This is a genomic window from Streptomyces sp. NPDC050416 (assembly GCF_044458845.1).
Taxonomy (GTDB): domain Bacteria; phylum Actinomycetota; class Actinomycetes; order Streptomycetales; family Streptomycetaceae; genus Streptomyces.
The window spans coordinates 306739-332452 of the sequence record NZ_JBITII010000001.1 but is presented as its reverse complement, the minus strand read 5'-3'; the positions used below and the strand labels follow the sequence as shown (position 1 = coordinate 332452).

The following is a 25714-nucleotide window of genomic DNA, read 5'->3' as shown; positions in this document are numbered from 1 at the left end:
GATGCCCGACATCCTGCATCGCATCGGCGCCGTCGCGCCGCTGGACGACGTCTACCGTGCCATCGCGACGCCCGAGGGCATCGCCGGCTGGTGGACGACCGACACCACCGGCAAGAGCGAGGTCGGCGGTCAGCTGGCGTTCCGTTTCGGCGACGTCGGCGGCTTCGACATGGAGATCCTGGAGCTCGACCCGGTCGGCCGGGTGCGGTGGCGCGTCACGGACGGCCCCGCGGAGTGGATCGGGACCGAGATCGACTGGAACCTCAGCCGGCGCGACGACTACACGATCGTCCTGTTCAAGCACGAGGGCTGGCGTGAGCCGGTCGAATTCATGCACCACTGCGGCACGAAGTGGGCGACCTTCCTGCTGAGCCTCAAGGACTTCGTGGAGACCGGACGCGGCAGGCCCGCACCCGACGACGTCCGGATCAGCGACTGGCACTAGGCCGGCCCAGCTCCACCGTCGTCGTGACCCGCGTGAGCGTGGGCTTCCGGGGCACCGAACCGAACCCGAAGCGCACGGGGGGTTCGACCGGCGCCAGCACACCGAGGTCGCGGTCCTCGAAGACCGCGGACACCGCTCCGACCGGCCGCATGTCCCGTACGCCGTACCACTCGCGGCGTCGCGCGCCGGTACGGCCGCGGGTGCGTACGTGGGTCGGCAGCAGGTGGGCGGGCCCGTTCGTCAGGGCGGCCCACGCCGGGCGGGCGGCGAGCAGGCCGGGTACCGTCGCCAGGAGGACACCCATTGGCCGTCGCCGGCCCACGGTGAAGACCAGCTCGAGAGGCCCCGCGGTGACCGTCCAGGTGTCGTCCGCGACGCTCACCTCGACCGGCACGACACGCACCGTGTCGAAGCCGTAGGTGGCACTGACGAAGTCCGCCGTCCGGTGTGAGGGGGCGAGCAGCAGCCGTTCCCCGTCGGCCCGCTCGATCATCACGTCACTGAACGCCCCGAACGGCGACCGCTGCCAGTGCCCCAGCACGACGCGCGTCCCGGAGGAGGTGCCCACGCCCGCGATCCAGCCGTCGAAGCGCAGCCGCGAGCGCCCTCCGCGGGTGCCGCGCGTGCGGCTCACGGTGCTACTCCCCGGCCTGGCCCGGAGCCGGGCCACGCGGCCTCGTCACCCCCAGCCGCACGTGGCGCACTCCTTCCGAGAAGTGCACCAGGGGCTGGGCGGTGGGCGCGGGCAGGCCTGCCGCGGCGGTCAGCGTCTCCTCGATCACGTCGACGGCGGCGTCCGCCAGCGGCCAGGGCTCGTGCTCGACCGGCGTCTCCCAGAGCATGCCGAGCCGACGGGTGTACGCCCGCCAGCGCGAGGTCAGCCACACGTCCCGCTCGGTGGGTGTGATCGGGTCGCCGGGCCGGACCACCAGGCGGTAGGAGGCCTCGCCGGCCCACCTGGACCCGGCGTACCAAAAGGTGTCCCCGTCCAGGGAGACGCTCAGCGTGCCCGGGTGGTACGGCGCGCCGACGGCCCGGGCCGCGAGCATCAACGGGCAGGCCACCTCGATGGACAGGAACCACAGCCCGCCGGGCCCGTCCCGGTGCCGGACGAAGGTCCGCAGATTGGTCTCCGCGAACGCCGGGAGCCCCGGCACCGCGGCGGGCACCGCGGGAGGGCGCACATCCGCCATCACGAAGGGAGTGAGCCCCACCCAGGCCGCCCCCTCGTACTCGTCCACCACCAGCTCCTCGGGCAACAGCGCCTGGACCGCGGCCGGCGGAAAGGCCCAGTGGACGAACGTCTGCCGCAGCCAGCCGGCCCGAAGCGCGGGAACGCGCACCCGCTGCTCGGCTCCGTACGCGACCACACACGGCGGGTTTCCCGGGGTGGCGGACGGAAACGCAAGGTCGGCCACCCGGCCGGTGCGTCGTAACCGGGCAGCACGCGGTTGACGCGAGACGCTACCCCTGGCACCCGCCCCTCACCCCTGACCGCTCTCCCCCGGAGTCCGCCATGGCAGCACCGCCGGCCCCGTCCGCCGAGGACGGATACCGCTTCGACGACCTGCACGCCCTCTTCATCAACTGCACGCTCAAGCCATCGCCCCAAATCAGTAACACCCAGGGACTTGTCGACAAGAGCCGGGCGATCATGGACGCGCAAGGGGTGACCACGCAACTCGTCCGCGCGGTCGACGAGGACATCGCGCCGGGCGTCTACCCCGACATGACCGAGCACGGTTTCGCCACCGACAGCTGGCCGGCGCTGTACGAGCAGGTGATGGCCGCGGACATCCTGGTCCTGGCCGGACCCATCTGGCTGGGTGACAACAGCTCCGTCACCAAGCAGATCATCGAGCGCCTGTACAGCTGCTCCAGCCTGCTCAACTCCCAGGGACAGTACGCCTACTACGGACGAGTCGGAGGGTGTCTGATCACCGGCAACGAGGACGGCGTCAAGCACTGCGCCATGAACGTCCTCTACAGCCTCCAGCACCTCGGCTACACCGTCCCGCCGCAGGCCGACGCCGGCTGGGTCGGCGCTGCGGGGCCCGGCCCTTCGTACCTGGACCCCGGCTCGGGCGGCCCGGAGAACGACTTCACCAACCGCAACACCGCATTCATGACCTGGAACCTGATGCACCTTGCGGCCCTGCTCAAACGCGCCGGAGGGATCCCGGCCCACGGCAACCAGCGCACGGAGTGGGACGCGGGCTGCCGACCAGGGGCGGACAACCCCGAGCATCGCTGAGCGGGACCGGGGTCCCGCTGTTCTCCATCCCCGTGGCCGACGGTGCGGCGTAAGGATTTCGTCATCGGCTGCGGGGTACTGCCCGGCCGCCGGCCTCCGTTGAATGGGAGAGCAACAGGAACGTCTCAGGAGACGAGGAGGGATGGGGCGCGTGCGCAAGGTATTCACCGGGCCGTTGGCCATCGCGGTGCTGGTGGCGGTGGTCGCCGGGGTCGGCTTCGGGCTGTACTGGTTCCAGCCGTGGAAGCTGTGGCAGGACGAGACCGTCCAAGAGGCGCTGCCCGGGGTCGTGGAGAACTCCGCTCCTCCCGCCGCGGCGCCCTCGGGCCGACCGTCCGAGCCGCCCTCCCCGGCCACGGGCCCGCAGACGCTGGCCCGTGGCGAGCTGATCAGCCACGAGCACGCGACATCGGGCACGGTGAAGCTCGTACGGCTGACCGACGGCTCCCATGTCCTCCGGCTGGAGAACCTCGACACCAGCAACGGACCGGACCTGCGCGTCTGGCTGACCGACGCGCCGGTGAAGCAGGGGCAGGCCGGGTGGCACGTCTTCGACGACGGGAAGTACGTCAGCCTCGGCAAACTGAAGGGCAACAAGGGAAGTCAGAACTACGCCCTGCCCCCTGACGTGGATCCGTCGGGCTACGGCAGCGTGAGCATCTGGTGCGACCGCTTCGACGTGTCGTTCGGCGCCGCCGAACTCGCCCGAGTCTGACGGATCGGCCCGGACCTCCGCCGTCAGGATTTCCTTCCCCAGGGCTATCGCGGCCGTCCGATTCGGGGGTCCAATGGTAGGAGTCAGGCTCTCCGCGCCGGCGCCGTCAGAAGAGGCACGCAATGGACCCATGGCTGATCTGGTTGATCATCGCAGCCGTGTTGGCCGCGGCGGAGATCTTCACCCTTACCGCCGCGCTCGGAATGCTCAGTGCGGCCGCGCTGGTCACGGCGGGCTCCGCCGCGGTCGGGCTGCCACTGCCGTTGCAATTCCTGGTGTTCACGGTCGTCGCAACAGTCACCGTGCTGTTCGTGCGCCCCATCGCGCTGCGCCACGTCTTCCAGCCCCAGACGCAGCGGTTCGGCGTGGACGCACTGGTCGGCAGGGCCGCCTATGTCGTCTCGGAGGTGACGGGCCTGGGCGGCAGGATCCGCATCGACGGCGAAGAGTGGACGGCCCGCGCCTACGACGAAACGCTGGTGATTCCTGCCGGAAAGACCGTGGACGTCATGGAGATCAGCGGCGCCACCGCGATCGTCTACCCCCGGGACTGAAACCATGGAAACCTCGGCGTTCCTGATTGCCGGCCTGATCGTCGCGCTGATCGCGGTTTTCACCGTGGTGCGGGCGGTCCGCATCGTGCCGCAGGCACGCGCGCGTAATGTCGAGCGACTCGGCCGCTACCACCGGACCCTGAATCCAGGCCTCAGCCTCGTGATCCCTTACATCGACCGTGTTCACCCCGTGATCGACCTACGGGAACAGGTCGTCTCCTTCAAACCGCAGCCGGTCATCACCGAGGACAACCTGGTCGTCGAAATCGACACCGTTCTGTATTTCCAGGTCACCGATCCGCGAGCGGCTTTCTACGAGATCGCGAATTTCCTGCAGGCGGTCGAACAGCTCACCGTCACCACCCTGCGCAACGTCGTCGGATCCATGGACCTGGAAAAGACCCTCACCTCACGGGACACCATCAACAGCCAGCTCCGCGGCGTGCTGGACGAGGCCACCGGCAAGTGGGGACTGAGGGTCAACCGGGTGGAGATCAAGGCCATCGACCCCCCACAGTCCATCAAGGACGCGATGCAGAAGCAGATGCGAGCCGAGCGGGACAAGCGAGCCGCGATCCTCGGGGCCGAAGGGCAACGCCAGTCGCAGATTCTCACCGCCGAAGGCGACAAGCAGGCCGCCGTCCTGCGCGCGGAGGGAAACCGCACGGCCGCGATCCTCCAGGCCGAGGGCCAGTCCCGGGCCATCGACGAGGTGTTCCAGGCCGTGCACCGCAACGACCCCGACCCGAAGCTGCTCGCCTGGCAGTACCTCCAGACACTGCCCCAGCTCGCGCAAGGCCCGGGCAACAACTTCTGGGTGATCCCCAGCGAGATCACCGCCGCGCTCCAGGGCATGTCCCGCGCCTTCACCGAGGTGCTGCCCCGGTCCCCAGCCACCGTCGAGAAACCCTCGGACGACATGGCCGCCCAGGCCGCCGACGACACCGCACAGGCGGCGCAAGCCGCTGCCGCGGCCCTCGCCGACGCCGCCAAGGCCGAGAACGCCGGCCCCGACGCCCTCCCGTCCCACCCGCCTCGCTGACGGTCACGGGAGCGCCTCCTTGACCTGCTGGCAGCGGGCGCAGTAGCGGGCCTGCGGCACGATCATCAGCCGCTGCCGGTCGACGGGGCGCCGGCACAGCTGGCAGGTGCCGTAGGAGCCCTGCCGCATACGGGTGAGGGCCGCTTCGACGTCGGCGAGGACCATACGGGCGGACGCCGCGAGCTTGACGCGGACCTCCGCCTGCGCGGCTGTCTGCCGCCGGTTCCGGTCCTCGGCACGGGAGGTGGCGGGTCCGGCGAGCTGGCGCAGTTGCTCTTGGCGGAACAGACGCTGCTCGTGCAGGTTCTCGCGCAGGGCGGCGAGGTCGTCGGCCGACAGGTGGGTCGTGCTCTCGCCGATGGTCTGGTCGGTCACCACGTCACCCCTTCGAGGCAGGGCGTAGAAGGTCGGTACGGGCGTCGGGCAGTCGGTCGGTCAGGCGGTGCGGCGGCGGCAGGCGACGCAGTAGCGGGTGTAGGGGAGGATCTCCAGGCGTTCCGCGGGGATGGGTTTGGCGCAGCCGAGGCACGTTCCGTAGGTGCCGTCCTCGATGCGGGCGAACGCTTCCTCGATCTCCTGGAGGACTCGCTCCATCGCGGTCTTCTGGACGGCCAGCAGGGGGTCGTCGTCGGCGCTGGGGCCGGTCTCGTCGAGGGCCCGCAACTGCGCCAGCCGTGAGGTGCGGGCGTGTTCCAGTCGTTGACGGGCGTCGTGCAGACGGGGCTCGGCCCGGGTGACATCGAGCGACATGATCGGTCCCTTTCTCGGCGGCACAGGCGGCATACCTGGGCGGTTCGTGTCTCTGCCACCCTGGCCGGGCCGGTGGCCGATACCTATCGGGCGCGGGGCCCATTTGTGCCGGGGCGGGGGATCCACGCGGCCGCGTCGTGGATGGTGCACGACCGGCGAAATGGGGGTCGGGCCCCATCGACGGGGCGTTCGAGACCGGGCAGGCTCTTTCCAGGGGTTCGAGGAGTTCCGGGAGTTCCAGGGGTTCCCGGCGTTTTCCAGGAGAGAGGCTGAGGGCGGTTGTCCTTGTTCTGGCGGATCTTCGCCCTCAACGCCGTGGTGCTGGGCACGGCCACGGCCCTGTTGCTGTGGGCCCCGGTGACCGTCTCCGTGCCCGTCCTGCTCACCGAGGCGATCATCCTCGTCGGGGGTCTGGTCGTCATGCTGGTCGCCAACGCCGCGCTGCTCGGGCTCGGCCTGGCCCCGCTGGGCCGGCTCACGAAGCTGATGACCACCGTGGACCTGCTGCGTCCCGGCCAGCGCCTGCCCGCATCCGGCGGCGGCGAGATCACCGAGGTCATCCGTACTTTCAACGCCATGCTGGAGCGGCTGGAGCACGAAAGGGCCACGAGCAGTGCCCGGGCCCTGCTGGCCCAGGAGGCCGAACGGCGCCGCATCGCGCAGGAACTCCACGACGAGGTCGGCCAGAGCATGACCGCGATCCTGCTGGAGCTCAAGCGCGCCTCGGACGAGGCACCGCCGCCGCTGCGCGAGCAGTTGCACGAGATGCAGGAGATCACCCGGGAGAGCCTCGACGAGGTCCGCCGCCTGGCGCGCAGGCTGCGGCCCGGTGTGCTGGACGACCTGGGCCTGGTCAGCGCGCTGACGTCGCTCACCGAGGACTTCGCCACCCACACCGGGTTGCAGGTCACCCGCCGTTTCGATGCCGACCTGCCGGTCCTGGGGCCGGAGACGGAACTGGTCCTGTACCGCGTCGCCCAGGAGTCGATGACCAACGTCGCCCGGCACGCGGACGCCACCCGGGTCACCGTCGCCCTGCACCACACCGATGACCGGGTGGTGCTGGCCGTCACCGACGACGGCTGCGGCGTCGAGGCCCCCCGAGAAGGCGCCGGCATCCGCGGCATGCGCGAGCGGGCCCTGCTCATCGGCGGCAGCCTCGAGATCACCCCGGCACCCGACACCGGCACCCGGGTCCAGCTCACCGCGCCCGTATCCAGGAAGCAGCCCTGACCATGCCCGAAGCGACCACGACGACCACGACGGCCATGACCGCCACGACCGTCACTTCCGCGACGTCGGGGACGAGCAGGATCCGCATCCTGCTCGCCGACGACCATGCGCTGGTGCGCCGCGGCGTGCGGCTCATCCTCGACCGGGAACCGGACCTCGAAGTGGTCGCCGAGGCCGGGAACGGCGCCGAGGCCATCGAGATGGCCCGCATCCGCGAAGTCGACCTGGCCGTGCTGGACATCGCCATGCCGCGTCTGACCGGCCTCCAGGCCGCCCGGGAACTGGCCGCTCTCAAGCCGGGCCTGCGGATCATGATGCTCACGATGCACGACAACGAGCAGTACTTCTTCCAGGCCCTGAAGGCCGGCGCGAACGGGTACGTGCTGAAGTCCGTCGCCGACCGGGACCTGGTCGCCGCGTGCCGGGCCGCGATGCGGGACGAGCCCTTCCTGTATCCGGGCGCGGTCACCGCACTGATCCGCAACTACCTCGACAGGGCCCGCCACGGCGAGGAGACGCCCGAGCGGATCCTCACACCCCGCGAGGAAGAGGTCCTCAAGCTGGTGGCCGAGGGGCATTCGTCCAAGGAGATCGCCGACCTGCTGTTCATCAGCATCAAGACCGTCCAGCGGCACCGCGCCAACCTGCTCCAGAAACTCGGCCTGCGCGACCGCCTCGAACTCACGCGATACGCCATCCGTGCCGGCTTGATCGAAGCCTGAGCCGCAGGCCCGCGCCGCGCACCACGATGAAAGGCCGCGCACCACGATGAAAGGGGGACGGTGCATGCACCACACCGCGCGCACCACCCCCGCCACGTTCCTGGCGGCCGTCGTCCTGGCGCTGCTGGCCACACTCGGCATCGCCGGTCCGCCACCCGGCACGACGACCGAGCCCGTGGCCACCGCCGTGGCAGCGGTCGACCGACACGCGGGCAACGGGCCCTGTGCCGACGACGGGTGTGAAGCTGTCGGGGCCAACGGGCCGCGTGCCGACGATGGATACGACACCGTCTGCACCAACGCGCCGCGCGAGCACCCCGCCCCGCGCGGGCACCTCACCACCGCCTGCACCCCCAGCACGGATGTCACGCCACCCGCCGCCCTGCGACTCCCAGCACCGGCCGCGCACATCCCCTCCTCGGATCCCCACGCACTCCGTGACCGTGGGCGAGCACCCCCTGTGTCCTCCGGCATCTGACACCCCCACACCCACCCTTTTCCTCTCCCGACAGCACCACGGCCATGCCCGCGTGGCCGTGGTCGCGCATGCCGGAGGCCCCCGTTGAACCGTTCCGTGCGCGCGAGGGCGCTGCTCGCCCTCGCCGTGATCACCCTCTCCCTCTACATCGCCGTCACCGTGCCGGTCCGCCTCGGACTCGACCTGCGCGGCGGTACGCAGCTCGTGCTGGAAACCCGCTCCACGCCCACCACCGACGCCGGCCGTGAGGCCACCGACCGCACCCTGGAGGTGCTGCGCGGCCGTATCGACGGACTGGGCGTCGCCGAACCCACGCTCGTCCGCTCCGGCGAGAACCGGATCATCGTCGAACTGCCCGGCGTGCAGGACCCGAAGCGCGCGGCCGAGGTGCTGGGCCGTACCGCGCAGCTCACCTTCCACCCGGTGCTCGGCACCGCCGACCCCACCGCCGACCGCCCCACCGGCCGCCCCGACGAGGCCTCCCCGCCGCTGCCGAAGCAACCGCCCCGGGAACGGGTCCTGCCCGACGAGTCCGGCACGCCGTTGCGCCTCGGGGCCGCGGCGCTGACCGGCGAGGACGTCAAGGAGGCCGCCGCCCGGTTCGACCAGCAGGGTGGAGCCGGATGGCATGTCACCGTCGGCTTCGAGGGGGACGGCCGCGCCGGCTGGGCCCGGCTGACCGGCGAGGCCGCCTGTCACCCGGCGGGCGACCCGGCGCGGCGGGTCGCCATCGTCCTCGACGACAAGGTCATCTCCTCGCCGCAGGTCGACCCGTCCGTCGCCTGCCGGACCGGCATCCGCGACGGGGCCACGCAGATCACGGGCTCCTTCGCCCCGGAGGAGGCCCGTGAACTCTCCCTGCTCGTCAACGGCGGAGCCCTGCCCGTGCCCGTCGAGACCGTGGAGCAGCGCACCGTCGGCCCGACCCTGGGGGCGCAGGCCATCACCGCGAGCGCCTGGGCGGCGGCCATAGGCACCGCGCTGACCGCGCTGTTCATCATCGGCGTCTACCGGCTGATGGGTGTCCTGGCCGCCGTCGGCCTGGTCTGCTACGGCCTCGTCTCCTACGCCGCCCTGGCCGCGCTCGGCGCCACCCTGACCCTGCCGGGCCTGGCCGGTTTCGTCCTCGCGATCGGCATGGCCGTGGACGCCGACGTGCTGGTCTTCGAACGGGCCCGCGAGGAGTACGCGGCCCGCCGAAGCCCCAGTACCCGCTCGGCGCTGGCCGCCGGGTTCCGCAACGCCTTCAGCGCGATCGCCGACTCCAACATCACCACGCTGATCGCGGCCGCTCTGCTGTTCTTCCTCGCCTCCGGGCCGGTGCGCGGCTTCGGCGTCACCCTGGGCATCGGTGTGCTCGCCTCCCTGTTCAGCGCGCTGGTGATCACCCGCGTGCTCGCCGAGGTCGCCGTGAGCCGTCCCCGGGTACGCCGCCGCCCCAGCCTCACCGGCATCGCCGGCACCGGCGCGGTCCGCGACCGCCTCACCCGCCGCAACCCCCGGCTGATGCGCCGGCCGGGCCGCTGGCTGGCCGTGTCGGCCGCCGCACTGGTGCTGGCCGGCTCGGGCATCGCGGTGCGCGGCATCGACCTCGGCGTGGAGTTCACCGGTGGCCGCCTGATCGAGTACGCCACCACCAACCCCGTCGACCCCGACCGGGTCCGCACCGCGCTGGCCGACGCCGGGTTCCCCCGGGCCGTCGTCCAGTCCTCCGGCGAAGCGGGCCTGACCGTGCGCACCGATCCGCTGACCAACGCCGAGGAGACGGAGGTCACCGGTGCCGTGCGCGATCTCGCGGGCGGAGCCGACAAGGTCCGTGACGAGCTGGTCGGCCCGAGCCTGGGGGAGGAACTGCGCCGGGGCGCGCTGATCGCGCTCGCCGTGGCTCTGGGCGCCCAGTTCGTCTACCTCGCGGCACGCTTCCGGTGGGTGTTCGGCACGGCGGCGGTCGTCGCCCTCGCCCACGACGTGGTGATCCTCGTCGGTGTCTTCGCCTGGCTCGGCAGGCCGGTCGACGGGGTGTTCCTGGCGGCCCTGCTCACCGTCATCGGCTACTCGGTCAACGACTCCGTGGTCCTCTTCGACCGCATCAGGGAACTCGCCCGCAGGACTCCCGAGGTGCCGCTGCCCGACCTCACCGACCGGGCCGTCGTGCAGACCCTGCCCCGGACCGTGAACACGGGTCTGGGCGCCGCGTTCATCCTCACCGCCCTCGCCCTGCTCGGCGGGTCCTCGCTCACCGACTTCGCCCTGGCCCTGCTCATCGGCCTCGTGGTCGGGACGTACTCCTCCGTCCTCACCGCCGCCCCGGTGGCGATCCGGCTCCACCACCGCACCCCGCCCCGGCAGCCGTCCGTCCGCACCTGACCCGGCCGGGGGACCGGACGTGGGTGAGGCGGGTGAGCCGCTCGACGCTCACCCGCCTTCCCCCGTCCGTCCGCGCCGCCGTGTCAGTCAGTGCGGCTGCCGCTCGCCGTGGTAGCGCTGGGCGAGCCGGGCGAGGGCGACCGCGCCGAGCAGGAGGCCGAAGTCGCGCAGCGCGATGTCGTAGTAGTCCGGGATGGTCAGCAGGTTGACGATGATGCCGGCCAGCCAGCCGGCCACCAGCCAGGCCCCGAAGCGCGGGGCGAGAGCGACGGCGAGACCGGCGACGATCTCGACGACACCGACGGCGTACATGGCGGCCTGGGCGCTGCCGGGCACGATGTCGTCGATCCACGGCGCGAGGTAGGCGGGCCAGTCCACGAGCAGGTTGGTGAACTTGTCCAGCCCGAACAGGATCGGCGCCACCGTGAACCCGACGCGCAGGATGACGAACGCCTGGTAGCCGGGGTCGCCGAGCGCGGCCCGCCGGGAGCCGACGGACGGGGAGGGGTGGGTTGTGGACGTCATGACGCACCGTTCCTTCTATCGACAACTCTCGCTATCAATAGAAGCGCGGGCAGCTTCTTTAGTCAATGCCCATGGGTTTTACACTGGTGTTCGTGGACCACCCGAACGAAGCACCCCACCCGGACGTCTCCGCCGTCGCCGCCCTGGACGAGCCGACCCGCAGGCGGCTGTACGACCACGTCGTGCGCCAGCCGGGGCCGGTCAGCCGTGACGAGGCCGCCGCCGCTCTCGGCCTGGCGCGCCAGACCGCTGCCTTCCACCTGGACCGCCTGGCCGACGAGGCACTCCTCGACGTCGTCTACGAACGCCGCAGCGGGCGTACCGGCCCGGGAGCGGGCAGGCCGGCCAAGCTCTACAAGCGCTCCGCCAAGCAGGTCACCGTCAGCCTGCCCGAGCGCCACTACGAGCTGGCCGGACGGCTCCTCGCCCAGGCCCTGGAGGAATCCGAGGCCACGGGCGAACCGGTCCGCGCCGTCCTGCACCGCAAGGCCCACCGTCTCGGCGGCCGGCTCGCCGGGCAGGGCGGCTCAGGGGTGTTCGACCTCCTGGAGCGGCACGGGTTCGAGCCCCGCATCGACGGCGACGCGATCGTGCTGGGCAACTGCCCCTTCCACGCGCTCGCCCGGGAACACACCCAGACGGTGTGCGGCATGAACCTCCACCTGCTCCGGGGCGTCCTCGACGGTCTCGAGGACAGCAGTCTCCACGCCCGCCTGGCACCCAGCCCCGGCCACTGCTGTGTCCGTCTGGAGCCGGCTTCCGCCCCGCCCGCGACCGCGAGTCCCTGACGCCACTCGCCGCCCGCCAGCCCCCTTCCCCGTCACACGAGAGGTACGTCATGGATCTCGCCGGATCGATCAACAGCCACGCATCGGGCAGCCACCCATCGGGCACCGCCGACCTGCCCGCCCCCTCCGCGAGCATTCCCCGCCCGCAGACGGCGGCACCCGCCCCCACCCCACTGCGCGTCGTTCACGACACCGACGGCATAGACCTGGCCGAAGCCGAACGCGCCGCCGCACGCTTCCTCGCCGCACTCGGCATCGACACCAGCACCGAGAGCCTGCACGGCACACCGGGCCGCATGGCCCGCGCCTACGCCGAACTGTTCAGCCCCCGCCCCTTCGACCTGACGACCTTCCCCAACGACGAGGGCTACGACGAGCTCGTGCTGGCCCGCAGCATCCCGGTGCGCTCGGTGTGCGAGCACCATCTGCTGCCCTTCACCGGCACCGCCCACGTCGGCTATCTCCCCGGCCACCGCATCCTCGGCCTGTCCAAACTGGCCCGCGTGGTCGAGCACTTCGCCTGCCGGCCCCAGGTCCAGGAACGCCTGACCAAGCAGGTCGCCGACTGGCTCCAGGCCCATCTCGAACCCAAGGGCGTCGGCGTCGTCATCGAGGCCGAGCACAGCTGCATGACCCTGCGTGGCGTCCAGGCCACCGGCTCCAGCACGCTCACCTCCACCCTCCTCGGCACACTCCGCCACGACGCCCGCTCACGCGCCGAGTTCCTGTCCCTGACGGGGCTGCACACCTGACCGGCTTGGTCTAAGCGGTGCTGTCGGCGGCCGAGGTGGCGGCCGTGACGAACGCGGCGGCCGCGGGCGACAGGCTGCCGCGCCGGCTGACGAGGGCGATGTCCAAGGTGGTCTCCGGCTCGATGTCCAGGACGCGGGCGCCCAGTCGCCGGGCGACGTCCCGCCAGGAATCCGTGACCACCGCGAGCCCGACCCCGGCCAGTACCAGGGGCATGAGCGACACGCGGTGCTCGGTCTCGGCGGCGACGGTGAACTCGATGCCCTGCTCCCGCAGCGCGTCGACATAGGCGCGCATCCCGGTACCCGGCTGCCCGACGATCAGCCGCTGCCCCGCGAGTTCCCGCCACTCCACCGCCGTCCGATCAGCGAAGGGGCCGTCGCCCGGCACCACCAGCACAAAACGCTGCCGCCCCAGCGCATGGGAGACGACCTCCTTGTCGGAGACCGGACCGGCGGACGCCAGCAGCCCCAGCTCCACAGCACCCGTGCGCACCATGTCGATCACATCACGCGAGGTGAACGCCGCCTTGATGGCCACCGAGACGCCGGGGTACCGGTGGCTGAAGGCACTCACCAAGGTCGTCAGCGGCTCCACCGCCTGCGACGGCATCGACGCCACATCCAGGCGCCCCTCACGCAGCTCATGCACCGCCGCGACACTGGCCCGCGCCGTCTCCAGACTCCGCACGGCCTCCCGGGCAGGCTCGATCAGAGCCCGTCCGGCCTCCGTCAGGACTGCCCTGCGCCCGATGCGATGGAACAGCTCGGAGCCGAGATCACGCTCCAGCGCCCGCACGGCCTGTGACAGCGACGGCTGCGACACGTACAGAGCCGAGGCCGCACGGTTGAACCCCCCACGATCAACGATCGCCAGGAAGTACTCGAGCTGCCGAACGTCCATACGCGCCCTCTGTCCCTCAAGAAAACAACCCACGACCCAATCGGTCCCGGCCATGGTCCCGTGACGGATCGCCTCGGCGACGTACGAACCACCGATGCACTGACCGTAATCGTCACCGTGCCGCTCAGCCCGACCAGGCGCTCGACTCCTGAGGGAGGGCTACTGTACGAACACGCCGCGCTGCTCTCGGTCGACCGAGGAGGAAACCTGTGTCATCGCCCTGCGACCCCGAGCACGCTCCCGCCGGAGATGTGGGCGCGGCACTCATGATGATCGACTCCCGGCTCAAGGCCGTCTACGACGGCAGGTCCGGGACCGACGCCGAGCAGCAAGCGCTGACCGAGCAGTTCGCCGTGTCCTTGGGGCCGCGCGGGGTCGACGACATCCTCGACGGCGCGTGCACGCTCATCTACATGTTCATGCAGTGGCTGCGGATGGCCTACCAGGACCACGACAAGGACGTCATCGAGTGCGTGGTGCCCAATCTCGTGGCCACGATGCGCATGATGCCCAGGAGCGTCCGACCCGAGGCCATCCCCACCATGGCCGGACTGCTCGTCGCGGCCGGCACCGGCCTGAGCCCGAGCCTGTGGCGCAAGCAGTACGGAGACTGGACCATGGACGAGATGAATCCCCTGGAAGCCACCGCCTTCCTCCTCGCGGAGCACATCAACCGGCTCACCGACGACCGCGACTTCGCCACCCGCATGATCACCGAAGCCCTGACCGGGGCGGACGAGGCCTGAGTCACTTCACAGCAGGACCACGCAGCCGCGCCTCTCAAGCTCCGCGAGCAGCTGCGGGGAGGGCGTGCAGGGGTTCCAGCGCAGATCCAGCTTCTCCAGCGCGGGCATCCGGGCGACCCAGTCCGGCAGTCGGCCGATGCGGTTGCTGCGCAGGTCGAGCTGCCGGAGCCGGGGCAGACGCATCAGGGGCTCCGGCAGCTCGCCGAGCGCGTTCTCCCGCAGCTCCAGGTGCCGTAGCTCGCCCAGTTCGGTGACCGAGCCCGGCAGACCGGTCAGCTTGTTCCCCCGGAGCCAGAGTTCGCGCAGCTTGCGGAGGGAGCCGATGCCGGCGGGCAAAGCGGTCAACCTGCCGTGTTGAGCGCGCAGTTCGACGAGCTCCGCCATCCCGCCGATGGTTTCGGGCAGGGTGGTGAGAGGGTTCTCCCCGACATTGAGATAGCGCAGCCGGGTCAGGTTCCCCAGCGCATCCGGGAGTCGGGACAGGCGGTTGTCGTGCAGATAGAGGCAGCCGCTGAGTTCGGCCAGGTCACCGAGGGTGTCAGGAAGCGAGGTGAGCTGGTTGTGGCCGAGGTCCAAGGTCGTGAGCCGGCGCAGCAGTCCGATCTCGGAAGGCAGATCCGTGAGACCGTTGTCCGCCAGTATCAGCACTTCCAGCTCGGTTCGCCGCCAGACCGACGCGGGCACTTCCCCAAGCTGGTGACGCCAGAGGCTGAGCGTGGTGGGTGAGAGCTGCACGGCGCCGACGCTACGGTACTGGCGACACCACCGTCAGCCTCTCCCGGGGACTCTCTCAACAGGCGTGGAGGATCCGGAAGCCGTCCGGATGCGTCGGGTCTCGGTCGACGACCTGGATCGGTGGCGCGGCCCATTGCCACACGTTGATGCCCGGCATGCGGGAGAACCGGATCCGGCCGCGCGTGCCTGCCACATCCACGCGTGGCCAGGCGGCGGCCGTGCGTGCCCGGTCCGTGCCGTGCGTGCGCAGCAGGTCGGCGAGGACGGTGATCGTGTCGTAGCCCTCGAAGGCCACGAAGGAAGGCGCTGCGGCCAGGCGTTCGCGGAGGGTCGTCTCGACTCGTGTACCGAGTGGGCGGAGACGCTCGGGCCGGTAGCGCAGGAACGGGATCGCGGTGCCGTCGGCGCCCAGCAGCGCCGCCCACTCCGTGAACTCCGGCTGCCCGGCCGGGGCACCGATCATGACCTCGGCGAGGCGCTGGTCGCGGCGGACGGACCGGACGATCGGCACGGCCGGTTCCGGATGGCCGACCAGAAGGAGGAGGGCTGTCGCGCGGTGGTCGACGAGTGCGTCGCAGACGGCCGCGGGGGTGAGCACGCCCGCGTCGAGCTCGATGACGGTGCCGCCGCGCGGAGTGAGGTGGTCCCGCAGAACGCGGATTCCGGACGCCCAGTAGACACTCGGCTGGGCGGCTACGGCGATGCGGCTGTGGCCCGCGCCGAGGAGGAAGTCCGCGTAGACCTGCCAGCCGCGGGACTGCGGCGGGGAGAGGCGCGCGACCCACTGCGTCGGCTGTTCGGTGAGCGCGTCGAGTACCGCTGACGAGCAGAGGAACGGCAGCCCGAGGGCGTCCGCCCTGGCGGCAGCGGCACGAGCGACGACGCTGTGATACTCCCCGGCCAGGGCGGCCACGCCCAGGCCGGCCAACTCGTCCACGGCCGCCGAAGCCCTCCGCGGATCAGCCGCGGTGTCCCGGACCACCAGCTCCAGGGGCCTTCCGGCGATCCCGCCCGCGCCATTGACCTCGCCCACGGCCAGTTCCAGCCCGGCGAGCAGGTGCCGGCCCGCCTCGACCCACCCGGGCCGGGTCAGCGGAACGAGAGCACCGATCCGGATGGCCGATCCGTCCGTCCGCTCCGCTCCAGGGGGCCGTGGCGGCGTCTTCATGGGTGGGCGCCTCCCGCGCGACGGTTCCGTTGCCGAAACCTACATCACCCCAGGCCACAGGACGGCCACCGCCCCGTCGCCCCAGGGCGGTACACCCCAGGACGACGGCCGCCGGACGGGTGTGTCACCGAGCGATCAGCACTCGCCTCCCCACCGGTAGGAGCCGATGTTCACGGCGCCGGCGAAGTTGCCGCGCCCTTCGGCCCATCCGTAGTGCAGGCACCCGTGCATGGTGCCCGTGTAGTTGGCGTTGTTGTACACACGCACGTGATCCTGGCCGGGAGAGGCGTAGCCGTTGTTGAAGAACGAGCGGCGAGTGCCACAGCTCGAGTCGGAGATCGACGACTCCGACCTGCACCAGGAGCCGGTGCCGTCGGCGCCCGAGTAGAAGCAGACGTACCCCTGCGGACACTCCCAGGCCTGCGCCGACCGCCCGAACTGCAGTCCGGTCGACTCCTGGTCCGCCCCGCTCGACGGCGCGGTCATCAGGCCGAGAGCCGCGACGGTGGCGGCACCCCCGGCGAGCAGCATGCGTAACCTCATGCGTCCTTCCCCCTTCTTGGACGGGCCCGGGCCTCGGTCAGGTCTGGTCCGGGACGCCAGTGTGTCGGGACGGGGCGGAGGGGGACAGGCGTAAAACAGGCCTTCTGGGACGAGGGAGGGCCAGGGGCGCCGTGCGGGCGGCCGTCCGGCCGGACAGAGCGGACCCCGAGTGGTCTACGCCCCGGGGTCGACCCAGGCCAGCCCGTCCTCCGACGCCACCAGACCGCCGGGGCGCAGCGGTGCCTCGGCTTCCAACGGGCCGCCGAACAGGCCCCGTTCCTGCAGGACGGTTCCCTCCTGGAACACCTGCCGGAACGTCTCGGACTCGTAGAGGGGGTTGCGCAGATCGTCGGCGTCGGGGAGGCGGCGCACGGCTCGCTCCGCAACCGGCTGAGCATGGCGCTGAAGCTCCGGCTGTCGGCCGCAGTGGTGTTCGAGCACCGTACGGCCGAGGAACTGGCACGCGACCGGGCGCCGTCCGGGACCGGTCCGCTCCCGGTGACCAGGGCGCCCAGGCCGTCGTACGGCGGTCCCAGGCGCCGCAGTTGTGCGAGGTGCGCGGCGTCGGTGATGACGAACGCCGCGCCGCTGTCCTGGAGGAAGTGGGCCAACTCGGCGTCGGAGGAGCGCGGATTGAGCGGGACGCCGACCATTCCGGCGCGCAGGACGGCGAGGCAGCTCTCCACCGTCTCCACGCGGTTGCCGAGACAGATCGCGACCCGGTGGCCGCGCCGCAGCCCTGTCCGGGTGAGGTGGACGGCCAGTGAGCGCGTGCGCCGCTCCAACTCGGCGTAGGTGACGCTGCGGGCGGAGTCGGAGTAGGCGACCCGCTGCCCGGCCACCTCGGCGTGGCTCCGTAACAGCTCGGGCACCGGCCGTATCAGCTCGTCACGCCTCATGTCTCCGCCTTCCGAACCCTCGGGCCGCAACGATGTTGAGCCTATGCGAACGGGGCTACTCGTACGGTCCGCCGCAGTGACACGCGCGGCAGCAAGGAGGTACCCCCATGGCCAGCAACGGAGCACACGTGACCACCGTCGAGAACCCCGTCCCCGCGCAGGAGCTCGCCGGGATCGTCGGCCACCGCTTCATCTACACCTACGCCAACGGCTGGCAGTACGAGATGTACGTGAAGAACCCGACCACCATCGACTACCGGATCCACTCCGGCATGGTGGGCGGCCGCTGGGTCAAGGACCAGCCGGTCGACCTCGTCCAACTGGACGACGACCACTACAAGATCTCCTGGAACGAGCCCACCGGTACGTCGGTCTCCGTCAACGTCATGCCCGGCAAGCGCCGCCTGCACGGCGTGATCTTCTTCCCGCGCTGGGTCGAGGAACACGGCGAACGCACCGTCCTCTACCAGAACGACCACCTCGACGAGATGCGCAAGTACCGCGACGAGGGCCCGACCTATCCGATCTACGTCGTCCCGGAATTCGCCAAGATCACCCTCTTCGAGTACGTCGGCCCCGACGACGACACGGTCATCTCCACGGCCCCCGGAGACCTCCCGCCGGGCTGGTCCGACCGCACCAACTGAGCTCAACGCGTCCTCCTGCACGAAGGACTTCTGGCGCGCCAAGGCGCTTCAGGCAGCGCGCGGGGGCGAGTGATGGACACCGAGGCATCACTCCCGGCCTACCGGGCAGGGAGACGGTGTTCCGGTCCGTGTCCATCGAACGCCTCAGGGAGCTTTCGTGTCCACAACCGACAGGGATACCGCCGCGCCGGGCAGAGGGGACGACACCCCGCTGCGGCGCGCCATAGGCCCCAGACTCCTGATCCTTTTCGTCATCGGCGACATCCTCGGCACCGGCATCTACGCCACCACCGGTCAGGTCGCCGGAAAGGTCGGCGGGGCGCTGTGGCTGCCGTTCGTCATCGGGTTCGTCGTCGCCATCCTGACAGCCGCCTCGTACGTCGAACTCGTCGGCAAGTACCCGAAGGCGGCCGGAGCCGCGCTCTACACCCAAAAGGCGTTCCAGGTCCCCTTCCTGACGTTCATCGTCGCGTTCATGGTCATGTGCTCGGGCCTGTCCTCGGCGAGCGCGGCGGCCCGCGCGTTCAGCGGCGACTACCTGTCCGAGTTCACGGACGTCCTCCCGCCCACCCTCGTCGCGATCCTGTTCATCCTCGCCCTGGCGGCCCTGAACCTGCGGGGCGTGTCGGAGTCCGTGAAGACCAACGTGGTCCTCACCGTGGTCGAACTGACCGGCCTGCTCGTCATCCTCACGATCGGCGCCTGGGCCGTCCTGACCGGTGACGGCGAACCCTCCCGGCTCGGTGAGTTCCAGGCCGAGGGCAGCGGTTACGCGCTGCTCACCAGCGTGCTGGGGGCGACGGCCCTCGGCTTCTTCGCCTTCGTGGGCTTCGAGGACTCCGTCAACATGGCGGAGGAGACCAAGGATCCGGTGCGGACCTTCCCGCGCGCCATCTTCACCGGCGTCGCCGTCACCGGCACCATCTACGTCCTGGTCGCCCTGGTCTCCTCGCTGCTCGTCGACTACCGCGTACTGGAGGACTCCAGCGGCCCGTTGCTGGAGGTCGTCAAGGCCGGCGGGATCGACTTCCCGCCCAAACTCTTCGCCCTGATCGCCCTGTTCGCGGTCACCAACTCGGCACTGATCAACATCATGATGGCGTCCCGCCTCTGCTACGGCATGGCGAACGAGCGCATCCTGCCGCGTGCCCTGGGCCGCGTACTGCCCCGGCGCCGCACCCCGGTCGTCGGCATCGTCTTCGTCTCGCTCCTCGCCATCGGCCTGGTCTCCACCGGGGAGATCGAGGGCCTCGGCGACACCACGGCCTTCCTCCTGCTGTGCGTCTTCGCCGTCGTCAACATCGCCGTCCTCGTCCTGCGCCGCGACCGCGTCGCGCACCAGCACTTCCGTACGCCGACCGCCCTGCCGGTGCTCGGCGCGATCACCGCCCTGATCCTGGCCAGCCCGCTGTCCGACCGGCCCGCGGAGGTCTACATCCGGGCGGGCGTGCTGGTGGCCATCGGCATCGGGCTGTGGGTGCTCAACAAGGTCGTGCTGAAGGTACGCGGCGAGGCGTGAAGGGTCACGACCGCTCGGCCGTGTCCCGTGGAACGGCACCGGGCCACCACGGCTCCCGCGCGACGGCGGCGGGAGCGTGATGGCCCGGCTGGGGGTGTTTCACGGTGGTTCGAGGCAGTCCGGGGTGGTCAGGCCCCGGTCAGCGGGTGAACGTGACCCGGTGTTCCTTCTTGGCGCCGCAGTTGGAGCCGTAGACCGCCACGTACACGTTGTTGATGCTGCCGCCCCAGTCGACGCAGTGGCCCTTGCCGTAGACGTAGGTCGGTCCGGCGTAGGACGTGTACCGCCCCTCGTCCGAGTCTCCCGTCTCGGTGTCGGGGACGTAGACCCATGCGGACATGTCCACGGCGGTGCCCGGGTTGTTGCGGATGGTCGTGACGCAGTTCTTCCCGTTGGCGGCGTTGTACGTCAGGTAGACCGTGCCCAGCGAGCCGACGGCCGCCGAGTTCACGGTCTTGTAGGCGCTTCCGCAGACCTTCTGCGGAGTGGTGTTGGGCGCGGCGGAGGCGGGTGACGCCAGGGCGGTCGTGGTCCCCACGGTCAGCGCCGCCAGAGCCGAAGCGGCCAGGACGGAACGGGTGAATCGCATATTTCCCCCTTGCAACTCTTCGAGTGGTTGCTCCTGCATGATGTGACCCGCCGGACGCTCAAAGGGTTGTGCGTCAGTTCCCGGGAAAATCAGGCGAGTTGGGGAGCGCGAGCGCGCGAGAATCCCGCTCGGCGGGCCGGGGCCGGGTGGCGTCGAGCGGCAGGGGCCCGAGGATGCCCACGCTCCGCCGCGTTTAGTCACGAGTCGCTTACAGCGCACGCGAGATCCCGAGGATCTGCTCAGGGGTGTCACACATGCTGCACATCCCCCTTCCAAAGTCTCGTTAGCGTTACGGCTCGATCCCACGTGCGAACGTGACCAGGTCGCGGCCGGCGAGCCGCCGACACAGCCAGATCGGGAAGACCACACATGGACTACTGCTCCTCGTGCCGTCGGCACCTCAACGGCGCCTTGGTCTGCCCGGGGTGCGGCGCCTACGCCCCGGACATCGACCCCGCCGCCGACGGCCGTACCGGCCCGGCCGCATGGGAGTACCCGGCCGCCTCCGGTGCGTGGCGCGACGAGAACCTGTGGGACGACGGCAGCGCGTGGGACACGAACCGCGCCGGCACGCGGGAGCTGCCCCTCGCACACACCGGATCCTCCGGCAGCCGCCACGAGAGCCCCGGCGCCCACCCGTCCGACGGCCAGGGGCCCCTGGGCTTCAGCTCGTCCGGCGGCCAAGAGACCCCGGCCACGGACCCGTCCGACGGACACGACGCCCCGCAGGCCGCGACCGACGGCTACCAGGCCCCGCAGCAGGGGCGCGCGGCACGGCGTCGTCAGATGGCCCGCTGGAAGAAGAGCCAGCGCCGGGCTGTCGTGGCGACCGCCGTCGCGCTCGTCGGAGGCGGCCTCACCGTCGCCGCCATGAAGGGCGACTCGACGAACGGCGTGCCGTCGGCCGCGGCGCCCGGGGACACGGCCATGGGCGGCGCCGACGGTCGGGCGCCGGAGTACACCGAACCGGCGTCCACCCGGAGCGACACCGCGCGGTCCGTGGCCACGCCCACCACTCCGCCGCACGCCGACCGCACCTCGCAGCGCGAAAAGCCCCGGGCCACCACGCCTCGCAGCACACCGGCGGACCCGCGGACGGACGCGGCCGCAGCACCCCGCGAGCTGCCGAAGACGACGCAGCCGAGGACCAGCGTCCCGGACTCCGTCGCCGGCGGCGCCGGCGAGTCCACGTCGACGGTGACCGAGCAGCAGACGACCCCGCCCGCGGCCGGGACCGGCAAGGACTCGCAGCAGGCCACGTCCCCCGACACGACCCCGACCACGGCGAGCCCCACCCCGGCCGCGACACCGCCCTCGGACTCCGGTTCCGGCTCCAACTCCAAAGAACTCTGCCTGCTCGTCATCTGCCTGGGCTGAGTAGTTTCGGACGCATGGCAGACGAGTGCTTCCGGCATCCGCGGCTCGCCGCGGTCTACGACCCGCTCGACCCCGACCGCGCCGATCTCGAACCGTACCTGCGCATGGCGGAGGAGTTCGGGGCGCGCCGGGTGCTCGATGTCGGCTGCGGCACGGGCGTGTTCGCGCTGCTGCTGGCGGAACGCGGCGTCGACGTCGTCGGTGTCGATCCCGCCGGCGCGTCACTGGACGTGGCCCGCGGCAAGCCGGGCGGCGAGCGGGTGCGGTGGATCCACGGTGATGCGACGACCCTCCCGCCCCTGACCGCCGACCTCGCCACGATGACGGGCAACGCCGCCCAGGCGGTCGTCGATCCCGAGGACTGGCGAAGGACCCTGCGAGGGGCCCGTACGGCCCTGCGGCCCGGCGGCCGTTTCGTGTTCGAGACGCGGGTGCCGGACCGCCGTGCCTGGGAGGAGTGGAACCGTGAGGCGACGTACGCCGTGACGGACGTCCTCGGTGTGGGCGACGTCGAGTCCTGGGTCGATCTGCTCGATGTGCGCGGGCCGCTGGTGACGTTCCGCTGGACCTATGTGTTCGCCGCGGACGGGCAGGTGCTGACGTCGGAGTCGACACTGCGCTTCCGTGAGCGGGACGAGGTCGAGGCGGAACTCGTCGCGCAGGGCTATGCCGTGGAGGGCGTGCGCGACGCGCCCGACCGGCCGGGGCGGGAGTTCCTGTTCGTCGCACGGCGTCCGCGAACAGCCCGCTGACGCGGGCCCTGCCGCCTCCGCGTAGGGGGAGTCCGCCCGTACAATCCTGGCGACCAAATCGGGGGCGTCGGCAGCGGGGGAGTCCGCGTGGAAACCATCATCGTGCAGTTGCCCGGGCCCGCCCGGTGCGGCGGGGACGAGCCGGGCAGGCCCGACCTGATCCATCTCGGGCCCGGGGACATCGCCGACTTCGGCCGCGGTACGCCCGGCGGGGCGGGGGTGCGCATCATGCTGGCCGATCCCGGGATCTCGCGCCGCGCCGGGCAGTTGGAGGCGGCCGGGGACTACTGGCGGCTGTCCAACTTCAGCCGCAGCGTGTCGTACGTCGTGGAGAACCTGGAGGGAGCCGGCGAGTACCTGACCGTCGCCCCGGGTCGGCTCGGCGCGCCCGTGCCGTTCGAGTTCTCGCGCGTGGTGCTCCCCGCCCTGTCCGGCACCGCGGCCTTCAAGGTGTTCGCACCGCAGCACGCCTACCTCGGCGAGCGGTCCGCGCCGGGCGGCGGGGAACTGACCGTCCACCCCTTCGCCCTGGACCCGACGTCGAAGTACTTCCTCGTGCTCGTGGCCCTGTGTGAACCCCGGCTGCGCGACCCCTCCGACTCGGCGCTGCCCGGGGTCGGGCAGATCGTGGAGCGGCTGCGGCCGCTGGAGTCCTGCCGGGACCTGACCCGCTCCGCCGTCAACTACCACATCGACTACCTGGCCTTCGCCAAACTGCGCCTGGACCTGGGCGAGGAGACCGCGACCGGAGCCGACGGCGGTCGCACCGGAGCCAAGCGCTCCCGGCTCGCCTCCGTCGCCCTGCGCTTCGGCCTGGTGCGCGAGGAACACCTCGGCCTGCTGCCGTCCCGCGCAGCCGGCCGCCCCACGCCGCAGGAGGCCGGCGCATGACGAGACCCGGCGTCCCGGACGACATGGCGGACGACCTGGAGATACCCGGGCCGCCCCGCCTCCCGGTGGGTTTCCGGATCGACGGCTGGGAGGTGGGCGCGGTCATCGGCTCCGGCGGCTGGGGGACCGTGTACGAGGCCCGCACCGTCGCCGACGGCACGCCCGTGGCCGTGAAGGTGCTCCCGACCGGCGCCCTCGGGCCCGGGCAGCGCGCCGCGCTCGGTGAACTCGTCGAGCGGGAGGTCCGGTTCAGCGCCGAGGCCGACCACCCCCACCTGGTGCGGACCCACGCCGTGTGCACCGTCGAGGCACCGGAACTGCCCACTCTGGACGGTGCGTTCGCACTGGTCATGGACCGTGCCGAGGCCAGCCTGAAGGACGTCCTGGACGCCGCCGCCACCGGCGGTCCGATCGACGGCGCCGACCGCGTCCTGCGAGGAGTCGCCGCCGGGCTCGCCCACATGCACGACGCCGGCTGGGTGCACGGCGACCTCAAGCCCGCCAACGTCCTGCTGGGCCCGGCCGGGCAGGTGTGGCTGGCGGACTTCGGGCTGGCCGCCGAACTCGACGGCACCCACGCCCATCTGCCGCCGCTCGGCACCCTCGACCACCTGCCGCCCGAGTGGTGGTCCCAGCGCACCGGCACCCAGGGCGCCGTCGTCCGGCCCACCGCCGACATCTGGGCCTTCGGTGTCCTCGCCCACCAGGTGCTCACCGGCGGGCTCCACCCCTTCCCCGGCGCGACGGCCCGGGCCCGCTCCCTCGCCGCCCAGGCCTACGCGCGCGGCACCGCACCCCTGCGGCTCGACGCCGGCCTCGATGACGGCCTGCGGCGGCTGATCGCCGACTGCCTGGCGCCCGACCACACCACCCGGCTCCCGCACACGGCCCTTGACGTCGCCGCCCGCGTCGAGGACCTCACCCGCGGTCCGCGCCCCAGCCGGCGGCGCCTGGTGCCGGCCGTGGCGGCCGGGCTCGCCGTGCTGACCGCCGCCGCACTCGCCGGGGCGGCACTCCTCGGCGGGTTCGGCGACACCCAGGACGACGACCGCGACCGGGGCGCCCCCACCCCCGTCACCGGCACGCACAGCCCCGCCCCCGGTGAGATCCCGGAGGACTCCGACGTCCCCCAGGCGCTGCGCCCCGTCATCGCCCGCGCCGCCCACCGCTGCACCGACGAGGAGATCACCCCCGCCCTCCTCGCCGCCCTGCTCAAGGCCGAGAGCGGCTTCGACGTGAACGCCGCCCGCCCGGAGAGCGAGGAGTACGGCATCGCCATGTGGACGCCGTCGGTGTTCCGGGCCTGGGCGGTGGACGGCGACGGGGACGGCGACAAGGACCACATGTCGCCGCCGGACGCGATCGCCACCATGAGCCTGTACGTGTGCTGGCTCGACCAGCGCTTCAAACAGGAAGGACTGCCGAAGAAGGACCTGCCCGCGCTGGTCGCGGCCGGCTACCGCACCAGCGACCGCACGGTCATCGAGGAGGGCGGCGTCCCCGCACGGGTACGCCCGCACGTGGACAAGGTGCTGGGCTACCTCGCCGCCTACGAGCGCTGACCTCCCGAGCCGCACTCCGGGACGTCCGGCAGCCGGTTGCCGGGCGAGCTGATGTAGATGTTGGACATGTAGCCGCCGTACTGGGGCAGATAGGCCCACCACTCGTTGGTGTAGGGCGGCACGCTGACCACTTGGGTCGACCCTGATAAATGTCAGGTGTCGCCGGCCTGGTGCCGTCCGTACGGTCACCCAAGTGAGCGATGCGCCGGCCGGACCGCCGGCCCGCCCGCGCACGACCACGACATCCGCCGACACACACGAAAGAGGGGGCTCATGAGCCACCGATCGCTCAGGACACTGCTGGCCGCCGGGGGCGCCGCCGCGGTGATGGCGCTTCTCCCGACCACCGCCCACGCCGCGCCGCACTCGGGCGGTAACTACGGGGCCTACGGGAATGAGGGGCAGTACCCCACCACGAACTACTGCTCGGGCACGTTCCGGCAGATCGGGGCCACCAAGTACGCCGAAGGCATGGCCCTGAAGTACTTCTACTCCGACAAGTGCGGCTCCTTCGCCCGGATCGAGAACTCCCGGCCCGGCTGCGCCGCCGTACTCCAGCGTTCCGACAGCGGCGTGGGACGGGTCGACGGCTGGGTCTCCGAGACCGTCGACTCCGGCATCACCTACGCCTACACGCAGATGGGCAACAACCTCAACGGCCGCGTCTCGCGCGCCCTGCTCGCGTGCGACGGCCACGACCTGACCCAGACCGGCTGGTACTGAGCCGCGCACACGCCACAGGGGGCGGCCGGTGCTCCGG

At 71.4% G+C, this 25714-nt stretch carries 31 protein-coding genes and 1 pseudogene; 19 read left to right on the top strand and 13 right to left on the bottom strand.

Annotated elements, in window-relative coordinates:
- Position 1 precedes the first annotated feature (1 nt).
- Positions 2–445, top strand: coding sequence for an SRPBCC domain-containing protein (locus tag ACIBL4_RS01565; RefSeq protein ID WP_399405366.1), 444 nt, complete (start codon positions 2–4; stop codon positions 443–445).
- Here the strand turns inward: ACIBL4_RS01565 and ACIBL4_RS01560 are convergent.
- Together ACIBL4_RS01560 and ACIBL4_RS01555 are read right to left on the bottom strand one after the other, a co-directional pair.
- Entirely contained in the window at positions 429–1079 is a 651-nt protein-coding gene (locus ACIBL4_RS01560; RefSeq protein ID WP_399405364.1) for a hypothetical protein, read from the bottom strand. The genes ACIBL4_RS01565 and ACIBL4_RS01560 overlap by 17 nt on opposite strands.
- 4 nt (positions 1080–1083) lie before the next feature.
- Positions 1084–1815, bottom strand: coding sequence for a YqjF family protein (locus ACIBL4_RS01555; protein ID WP_399405362.1), 732 nt, complete (start codon positions 1813–1815; stop codon positions 1084–1086).
- A 146-nt stretch (positions 1816–1961) separates the two neighbouring features.
- Here ACIBL4_RS01555 and ACIBL4_RS01550 point away from each other — a divergent pair, with 146 nt between their 5' ends.
- The 4 genes from ACIBL4_RS01550 (at position 1962) to ACIBL4_RS01535 (ending at position 5010) form a co-directional block, all read left to right on the top strand.
- A complete protein-coding gene (locus tag ACIBL4_RS01550; RefSeq protein ID WP_399405360.1) occupies positions 1962–2699 on the top strand; it encodes a flavodoxin family protein in 738 nt (245 codons plus the stop codon).
- A gap of 142 nt (positions 2700–2841) precedes the next feature.
- Entirely contained in the window at positions 2842–3414 is a 573-nt protein-coding gene (locus tag ACIBL4_RS01545) for a DM13 domain-containing protein (RefSeq protein WP_399405358.1), read from the top strand.
- A 122-nt stretch (positions 3415–3536) separates the two neighbouring features.
- Positions 3537–3968, top strand: a complete 432-nt coding sequence (locus ACIBL4_RS01540; RefSeq protein WP_399405356.1) for an NfeD family protein — start codon at positions 3537–3539, stop codon at positions 3966–3968.
- Positions 3969–3972: 4 nt separating this feature from the next.
- Positions 3973–5010, top strand: a complete 1038-nt coding sequence (locus ACIBL4_RS01535; RefSeq protein WP_399405354.1) for an SPFH domain-containing protein — start codon at positions 3973–3975, stop codon at positions 5008–5010.
- A gap of 3 nt (positions 5011–5013) precedes the next feature.
- Here the strand turns inward: ACIBL4_RS01535 and ACIBL4_RS01530 are convergent, their stop codons facing one another.
- Together ACIBL4_RS01530 and ACIBL4_RS01525 are read right to left on the bottom strand one after the other, a co-directional pair.
- The gene (locus ACIBL4_RS01530) at positions 5014–5388 is read right to left on the bottom strand and encodes a TraR/DksA family transcriptional regulator (protein ID WP_399405352.1); all 375 of its coding nucleotides are present in this window, start codon (positions 5386–5388) and stop codon (positions 5014–5016) included.
- 57 nt (positions 5389–5445) lie between these two features.
- Entirely contained in the window at positions 5446–5760 is a 315-nt protein-coding gene (locus ACIBL4_RS01525; protein ID WP_399405350.1) for a TraR/DksA C4-type zinc finger protein, read from the bottom strand.
- Between the two features lie 279 nt (positions 5761–6039).
- Between ACIBL4_RS01525 and ACIBL4_RS01520 the strand changes: the two genes are divergently transcribed.
- The 4 genes from ACIBL4_RS01520 to secD all read left to right on the top strand — a co-directional run bounded on the left by ACIBL4_RS01520 (position 6040) and on the right by secD (position 10560).
- The gene (locus ACIBL4_RS01520) at positions 6040–6993 is read left to right on the top strand and encodes a sensor histidine kinase (protein ID WP_399405348.1); all 954 of its coding nucleotides are present in this window, start codon (positions 6040–6042) and stop codon (positions 6991–6993) included.
- A 35-nt stretch (positions 6994–7028) separates the two neighbouring features.
- Positions 7029–7715, top strand: a complete 687-nt coding sequence (locus ACIBL4_RS01515) for a response regulator (RefSeq protein WP_399406530.1) — start codon at positions 7029–7031, stop codon at positions 7713–7715.
- A gap of 64 nt (positions 7716–7779) precedes the next feature.
- A complete protein-coding gene (locus ACIBL4_RS01510; protein WP_399405346.1) occupies positions 7780–8193 on the top strand; it encodes a hypothetical protein in 414 nt (137 codons plus the stop codon).
- An 84-nt stretch (positions 8194–8277) separates the two neighbouring features.
- On the top strand, positions 8278–10560 hold the full coding sequence (secD, locus tag ACIBL4_RS01505) for a protein translocase subunit SecD (RefSeq protein WP_399405344.1): 2283 nt from the start codon (positions 8278–8280) through the stop codon (positions 10558–10560).
- An 87-nt stretch (positions 10561–10647) separates the two neighbouring features.
- On the opposite strand, the gene ACIBL4_RS01500 is transcribed toward secD, so the two are convergent.
- Positions 10648–11085, bottom strand: coding sequence for a DoxX family membrane protein (locus ACIBL4_RS01500; RefSeq protein WP_399405342.1), 438 nt, complete (start codon positions 11083–11085; stop codon positions 10648–10650).
- A gap of 86 nt (positions 11086–11171) precedes the next feature.
- Between ACIBL4_RS01500 and ACIBL4_RS01495 the strand changes: the two genes are divergently transcribed.
- Together ACIBL4_RS01495 and folE are read left to right on the top strand one after the other, a co-directional pair.
- Entirely contained in the window at positions 11172–11873 is a 702-nt protein-coding gene (locus tag ACIBL4_RS01495) for a helix-turn-helix transcriptional regulator (protein WP_399406528.1), read from the top strand.
- 50 nt (positions 11874–11923) lie between these two features.
- A complete protein-coding gene (gene folE / locus ACIBL4_RS01490) occupies positions 11924–12625 on the top strand; it encodes a GTP cyclohydrolase I FolE (protein WP_399405340.1) in 702 nt (233 codons plus the stop codon).
- A gap of 10 nt (positions 12626–12635) precedes the next feature.
- Here the strand turns inward: folE and ACIBL4_RS01485 are convergent, their stop codons facing one another.
- On the bottom strand, positions 12636–13526 hold the full coding sequence (locus tag ACIBL4_RS01485; protein ID WP_399405337.1) for a LysR family transcriptional regulator: 891 nt from the start codon (positions 13524–13526) through the stop codon (positions 12636–12638).
- Between the two features lie 209 nt (positions 13527–13735).
- On the opposite strand from ACIBL4_RS01485, the gene ACIBL4_RS01480 reads away from it, so the two are divergent.
- Positions 13736–14272, top strand: coding sequence for a hypothetical protein (locus ACIBL4_RS01480; protein ID WP_399405335.1), 537 nt, complete (start codon positions 13736–13738; stop codon positions 14270–14272).
- A 6-nt stretch (positions 14273–14278) separates the two neighbouring features.
- On the opposite strand, the gene ACIBL4_RS01475 is transcribed toward ACIBL4_RS01480, so the two are convergent.
- The 5 genes and pseudogenes from ACIBL4_RS01475 to ACIBL4_RS01455 all read right to left on the bottom strand — a co-directional run.
- Positions 14279–15007, bottom strand: coding sequence for a leucine-rich repeat domain-containing protein (locus ACIBL4_RS01475; protein WP_399405333.1), 729 nt, complete (start codon positions 15005–15007; stop codon positions 14279–14281).
- Positions 15008–15062: 55 nt separating this feature from the next.
- Positions 15063–16175 (bottom strand): ABC transporter substrate-binding protein, encoded by a 1113-nt coding sequence (locus tag ACIBL4_RS01470; RefSeq protein WP_399405331.1) that lies wholly within the window; start codon positions 16173–16175, stop codon positions 15063–15065.
- Positions 16176–16310: 135 nt separating this feature from the next.
- Positions 16311–16718: a peptidase inhibitor family I36 protein gene (locus ACIBL4_RS01465; protein WP_399405329.1), complete on the bottom strand. Its 408-nt coding sequence runs from the start codon at positions 16716–16718 to the stop codon at positions 16311–16313.
- Positions 16719–16892: 174 nt separating this feature from the next.
- Positions 16893–17090 (bottom strand): hypothetical protein, encoded by a 198-nt coding sequence (locus ACIBL4_RS01460; protein WP_399406599.1) that lies wholly within the window; start codon positions 17088–17090, stop codon positions 16893–16895.
- Positions 17091–17317: 227 nt separating this feature from the next.
- Positions 17318–17617, bottom strand: a pseudogene (locus tag ACIBL4_RS01455) (AMP-binding protein); the annotation flags it as partial.
- Positions 17618–17724: 107 nt separating this feature from the next.
- Here ACIBL4_RS01455 and ACIBL4_RS01450 point away from each other — a divergent pair.
- Positions 17725–18264, top strand: coding sequence for a phenolic acid decarboxylase (locus ACIBL4_RS01450; RefSeq protein ID WP_399405327.1), 540 nt, complete (start codon positions 17725–17727; stop codon positions 18262–18264).
- A gap of 157 nt (positions 18265–18421) precedes the next feature.
- A complete protein-coding gene (locus tag ACIBL4_RS01445; protein ID WP_399405324.1) occupies positions 18422–19783 on the top strand; it encodes an APC family permease in 1362 nt (453 codons plus the stop codon).
- Positions 19784–19922: 139 nt separating this feature from the next.
- Here the strand turns inward: ACIBL4_RS01445 and ACIBL4_RS01440 are convergent, their stop codons facing one another.
- The gene (locus ACIBL4_RS01440; RefSeq protein WP_399405322.1) at positions 19923–20372 is read right to left on the bottom strand and encodes a spore-associated protein; all 450 of its coding nucleotides are present in this window, start codon (positions 20370–20372) and stop codon (positions 19923–19925) included.
- A gap of 369 nt (positions 20373–20741) precedes the next feature.
- Here ACIBL4_RS01440 and ACIBL4_RS01435 point away from each other — a divergent pair, with 369 nt between their 5' ends.
- The 4 genes from ACIBL4_RS01435 (at position 20742) to ACIBL4_RS01420 (ending at position 24954) form a co-directional block, all read left to right on the top strand.
- Entirely contained in the window at positions 20742–21749 is a 1008-nt protein-coding gene (locus ACIBL4_RS01435; RefSeq protein ID WP_399405320.1) for a hypothetical protein, read from the top strand.
- Positions 21750–21763: 14 nt separating this feature from the next.
- The gene (locus ACIBL4_RS01430; RefSeq protein ID WP_399405318.1) at positions 21764–22501 is read left to right on the top strand and encodes a class I SAM-dependent methyltransferase; all 738 of its coding nucleotides are present in this window, start codon (positions 21764–21766) and stop codon (positions 22499–22501) included.
- Positions 22502–22588: 87 nt separating this feature from the next.
- On the top strand, positions 22589–23392 hold the full coding sequence (locus tag ACIBL4_RS01425) for a serine/threonine protein kinase (protein ID WP_399405316.1): 804 nt from the start codon (positions 22589–22591) through the stop codon (positions 23390–23392).
- On the top strand, positions 23389–24954 hold the full coding sequence (locus ACIBL4_RS01420) for a serine/threonine-protein kinase (protein ID WP_399405314.1): 1566 nt from the start codon (positions 23389–23391) through the stop codon (positions 24952–24954). Before ACIBL4_RS01425 ends, ACIBL4_RS01420 begins: the two co-directional genes overlap by 4 nt.
- Here ACIBL4_RS01420 and ACIBL4_RS01415 read toward each other — a convergent pair.
- Complete coding sequence (locus ACIBL4_RS01415; RefSeq protein WP_399405312.1) at positions 24942–25085, bottom strand: hypothetical protein; 144 nt, start codon at positions 25083–25085, stop codon at positions 24942–24944. The two genes, ACIBL4_RS01420 and ACIBL4_RS01415, sit on opposite strands and share 13 nt — an antisense overlap.
- A gap of 142 nt (positions 25086–25227) precedes the next feature.
- Here ACIBL4_RS01415 and ACIBL4_RS01410 point away from each other — a divergent pair, with 142 nt between their 5' ends.
- Positions 25228–25677, top strand: a complete 450-nt coding sequence (locus ACIBL4_RS01410; RefSeq protein WP_399405310.1) for a hypothetical protein — start codon at positions 25228–25230, stop codon at positions 25675–25677.
- Positions 25678–25714 lie beyond the last annotated feature (37 nt).

Bases quoted from the DNA above. Each gene is read 5' to 3' on its own strand.
- ACIBL4_RS01565 (WP_399405366.1), top strand. From the start codon at position 2: ATGCCCGACATCCTGCATCGCATCGGCGCCGTCGCGCCGCTGGACGAC.
- ACIBL4_RS01550 (WP_399405360.1), top strand. From the start codon at position 1,962: ATGGCAGCACCGCCGGCCCCGTCCGCCGAGGACGGATACCGCTTCGAC.
- ACIBL4_RS01545 (WP_399405358.1), top strand. From the start codon at position 2,842: ATGGGGCGCGTGCGCAAGGTATTCACCGGGCCGTTGGCCATCGCGGTG.
- ACIBL4_RS01540 (WP_399405356.1), top strand. From the start codon at position 3,537: ATGGACCCATGGCTGATCTGGTTGATCATCGCAGCCGTGTTGGCCGCG.
- ACIBL4_RS01535 (WP_399405354.1), top strand. From the start codon at position 3,973: ATGGAAACCTCGGCGTTCCTGATTGCCGGCCTGATCGTCGCGCTGATC.
- ACIBL4_RS01525 (WP_399405350.1), bottom strand. From the start codon at position 5,760: ATGTCGCTCGATGTCACCCGGGCCGAGCCCCGTCTGCACGACGCCCGT.
- ACIBL4_RS01515 (WP_399406530.1), top strand. From the start codon at position 7,029: ATGACCGCCACGACCGTCACTTCCGCGACGTCGGGGACGAGCAGGATC.
- ACIBL4_RS01510 (WP_399405346.1), top strand. From the start codon at position 7,780: ATGCACCACACCGCGCGCACCACCCCCGCCACGTTCCTGGCGGCCGTC.
- ACIBL4_RS01500 (WP_399405342.1), bottom strand. From the start codon at position 11,085: ATGACGTCCACAACCCACCCCTCCCCGTCCGTCGGCTCCCGGCGGGCC.
- folE (WP_399405340.1), top strand. From the start codon at position 11,924: ATGGATCTCGCCGGATCGATCAACAGCCACGCATCGGGCAGCCACCCA.
- ACIBL4_RS01485 (WP_399405337.1), bottom strand. From the start codon at position 13,526: ATGGACGTTCGGCAGCTCGAGTACTTCCTGGCGATCGTTGATCGTGGG.
- ACIBL4_RS01470 (WP_399405331.1), bottom strand. From the start codon at position 16,175: ATGAAGACGCCGCCACGGCCCCCTGGAGCGGAGCGGACGGACGGATCG.
- ACIBL4_RS01465 (WP_399405329.1), bottom strand. From the start codon at position 16,718: ATGAGGTTACGCATGCTGCTCGCCGGGGGTGCCGCCACCGTCGCGGCT.
- ACIBL4_RS01450 (WP_399405327.1), top strand. From the start codon at position 17,725: ATGGCCAGCAACGGAGCACACGTGACCACCGTCGAGAACCCCGTCCCC.
- ACIBL4_RS01440 (WP_399405322.1), bottom strand. From the start codon at position 20,372: ATGCGATTCACCCGTTCCGTCCTGGCCGCTTCGGCTCTGGCGGCGCTG.
- ACIBL4_RS01435 (WP_399405320.1), top strand. From the start codon at position 20,742: ATGGACTACTGCTCCTCGTGCCGTCGGCACCTCAACGGCGCCTTGGTC.
- ACIBL4_RS01430 (WP_399405318.1), top strand. From the start codon at position 21,764: ATGGCAGACGAGTGCTTCCGGCATCCGCGGCTCGCCGCGGTCTACGAC.
- ACIBL4_RS01420 (WP_399405314.1), top strand. From the start codon at position 23,389: ATGACGAGACCCGGCGTCCCGGACGACATGGCGGACGACCTGGAGATA.
- ACIBL4_RS01410 (WP_399405310.1), top strand. From the start codon at position 25,228: ATGAGCCACCGATCGCTCAGGACACTGCTGGCCGCCGGGGGCGCCGCC.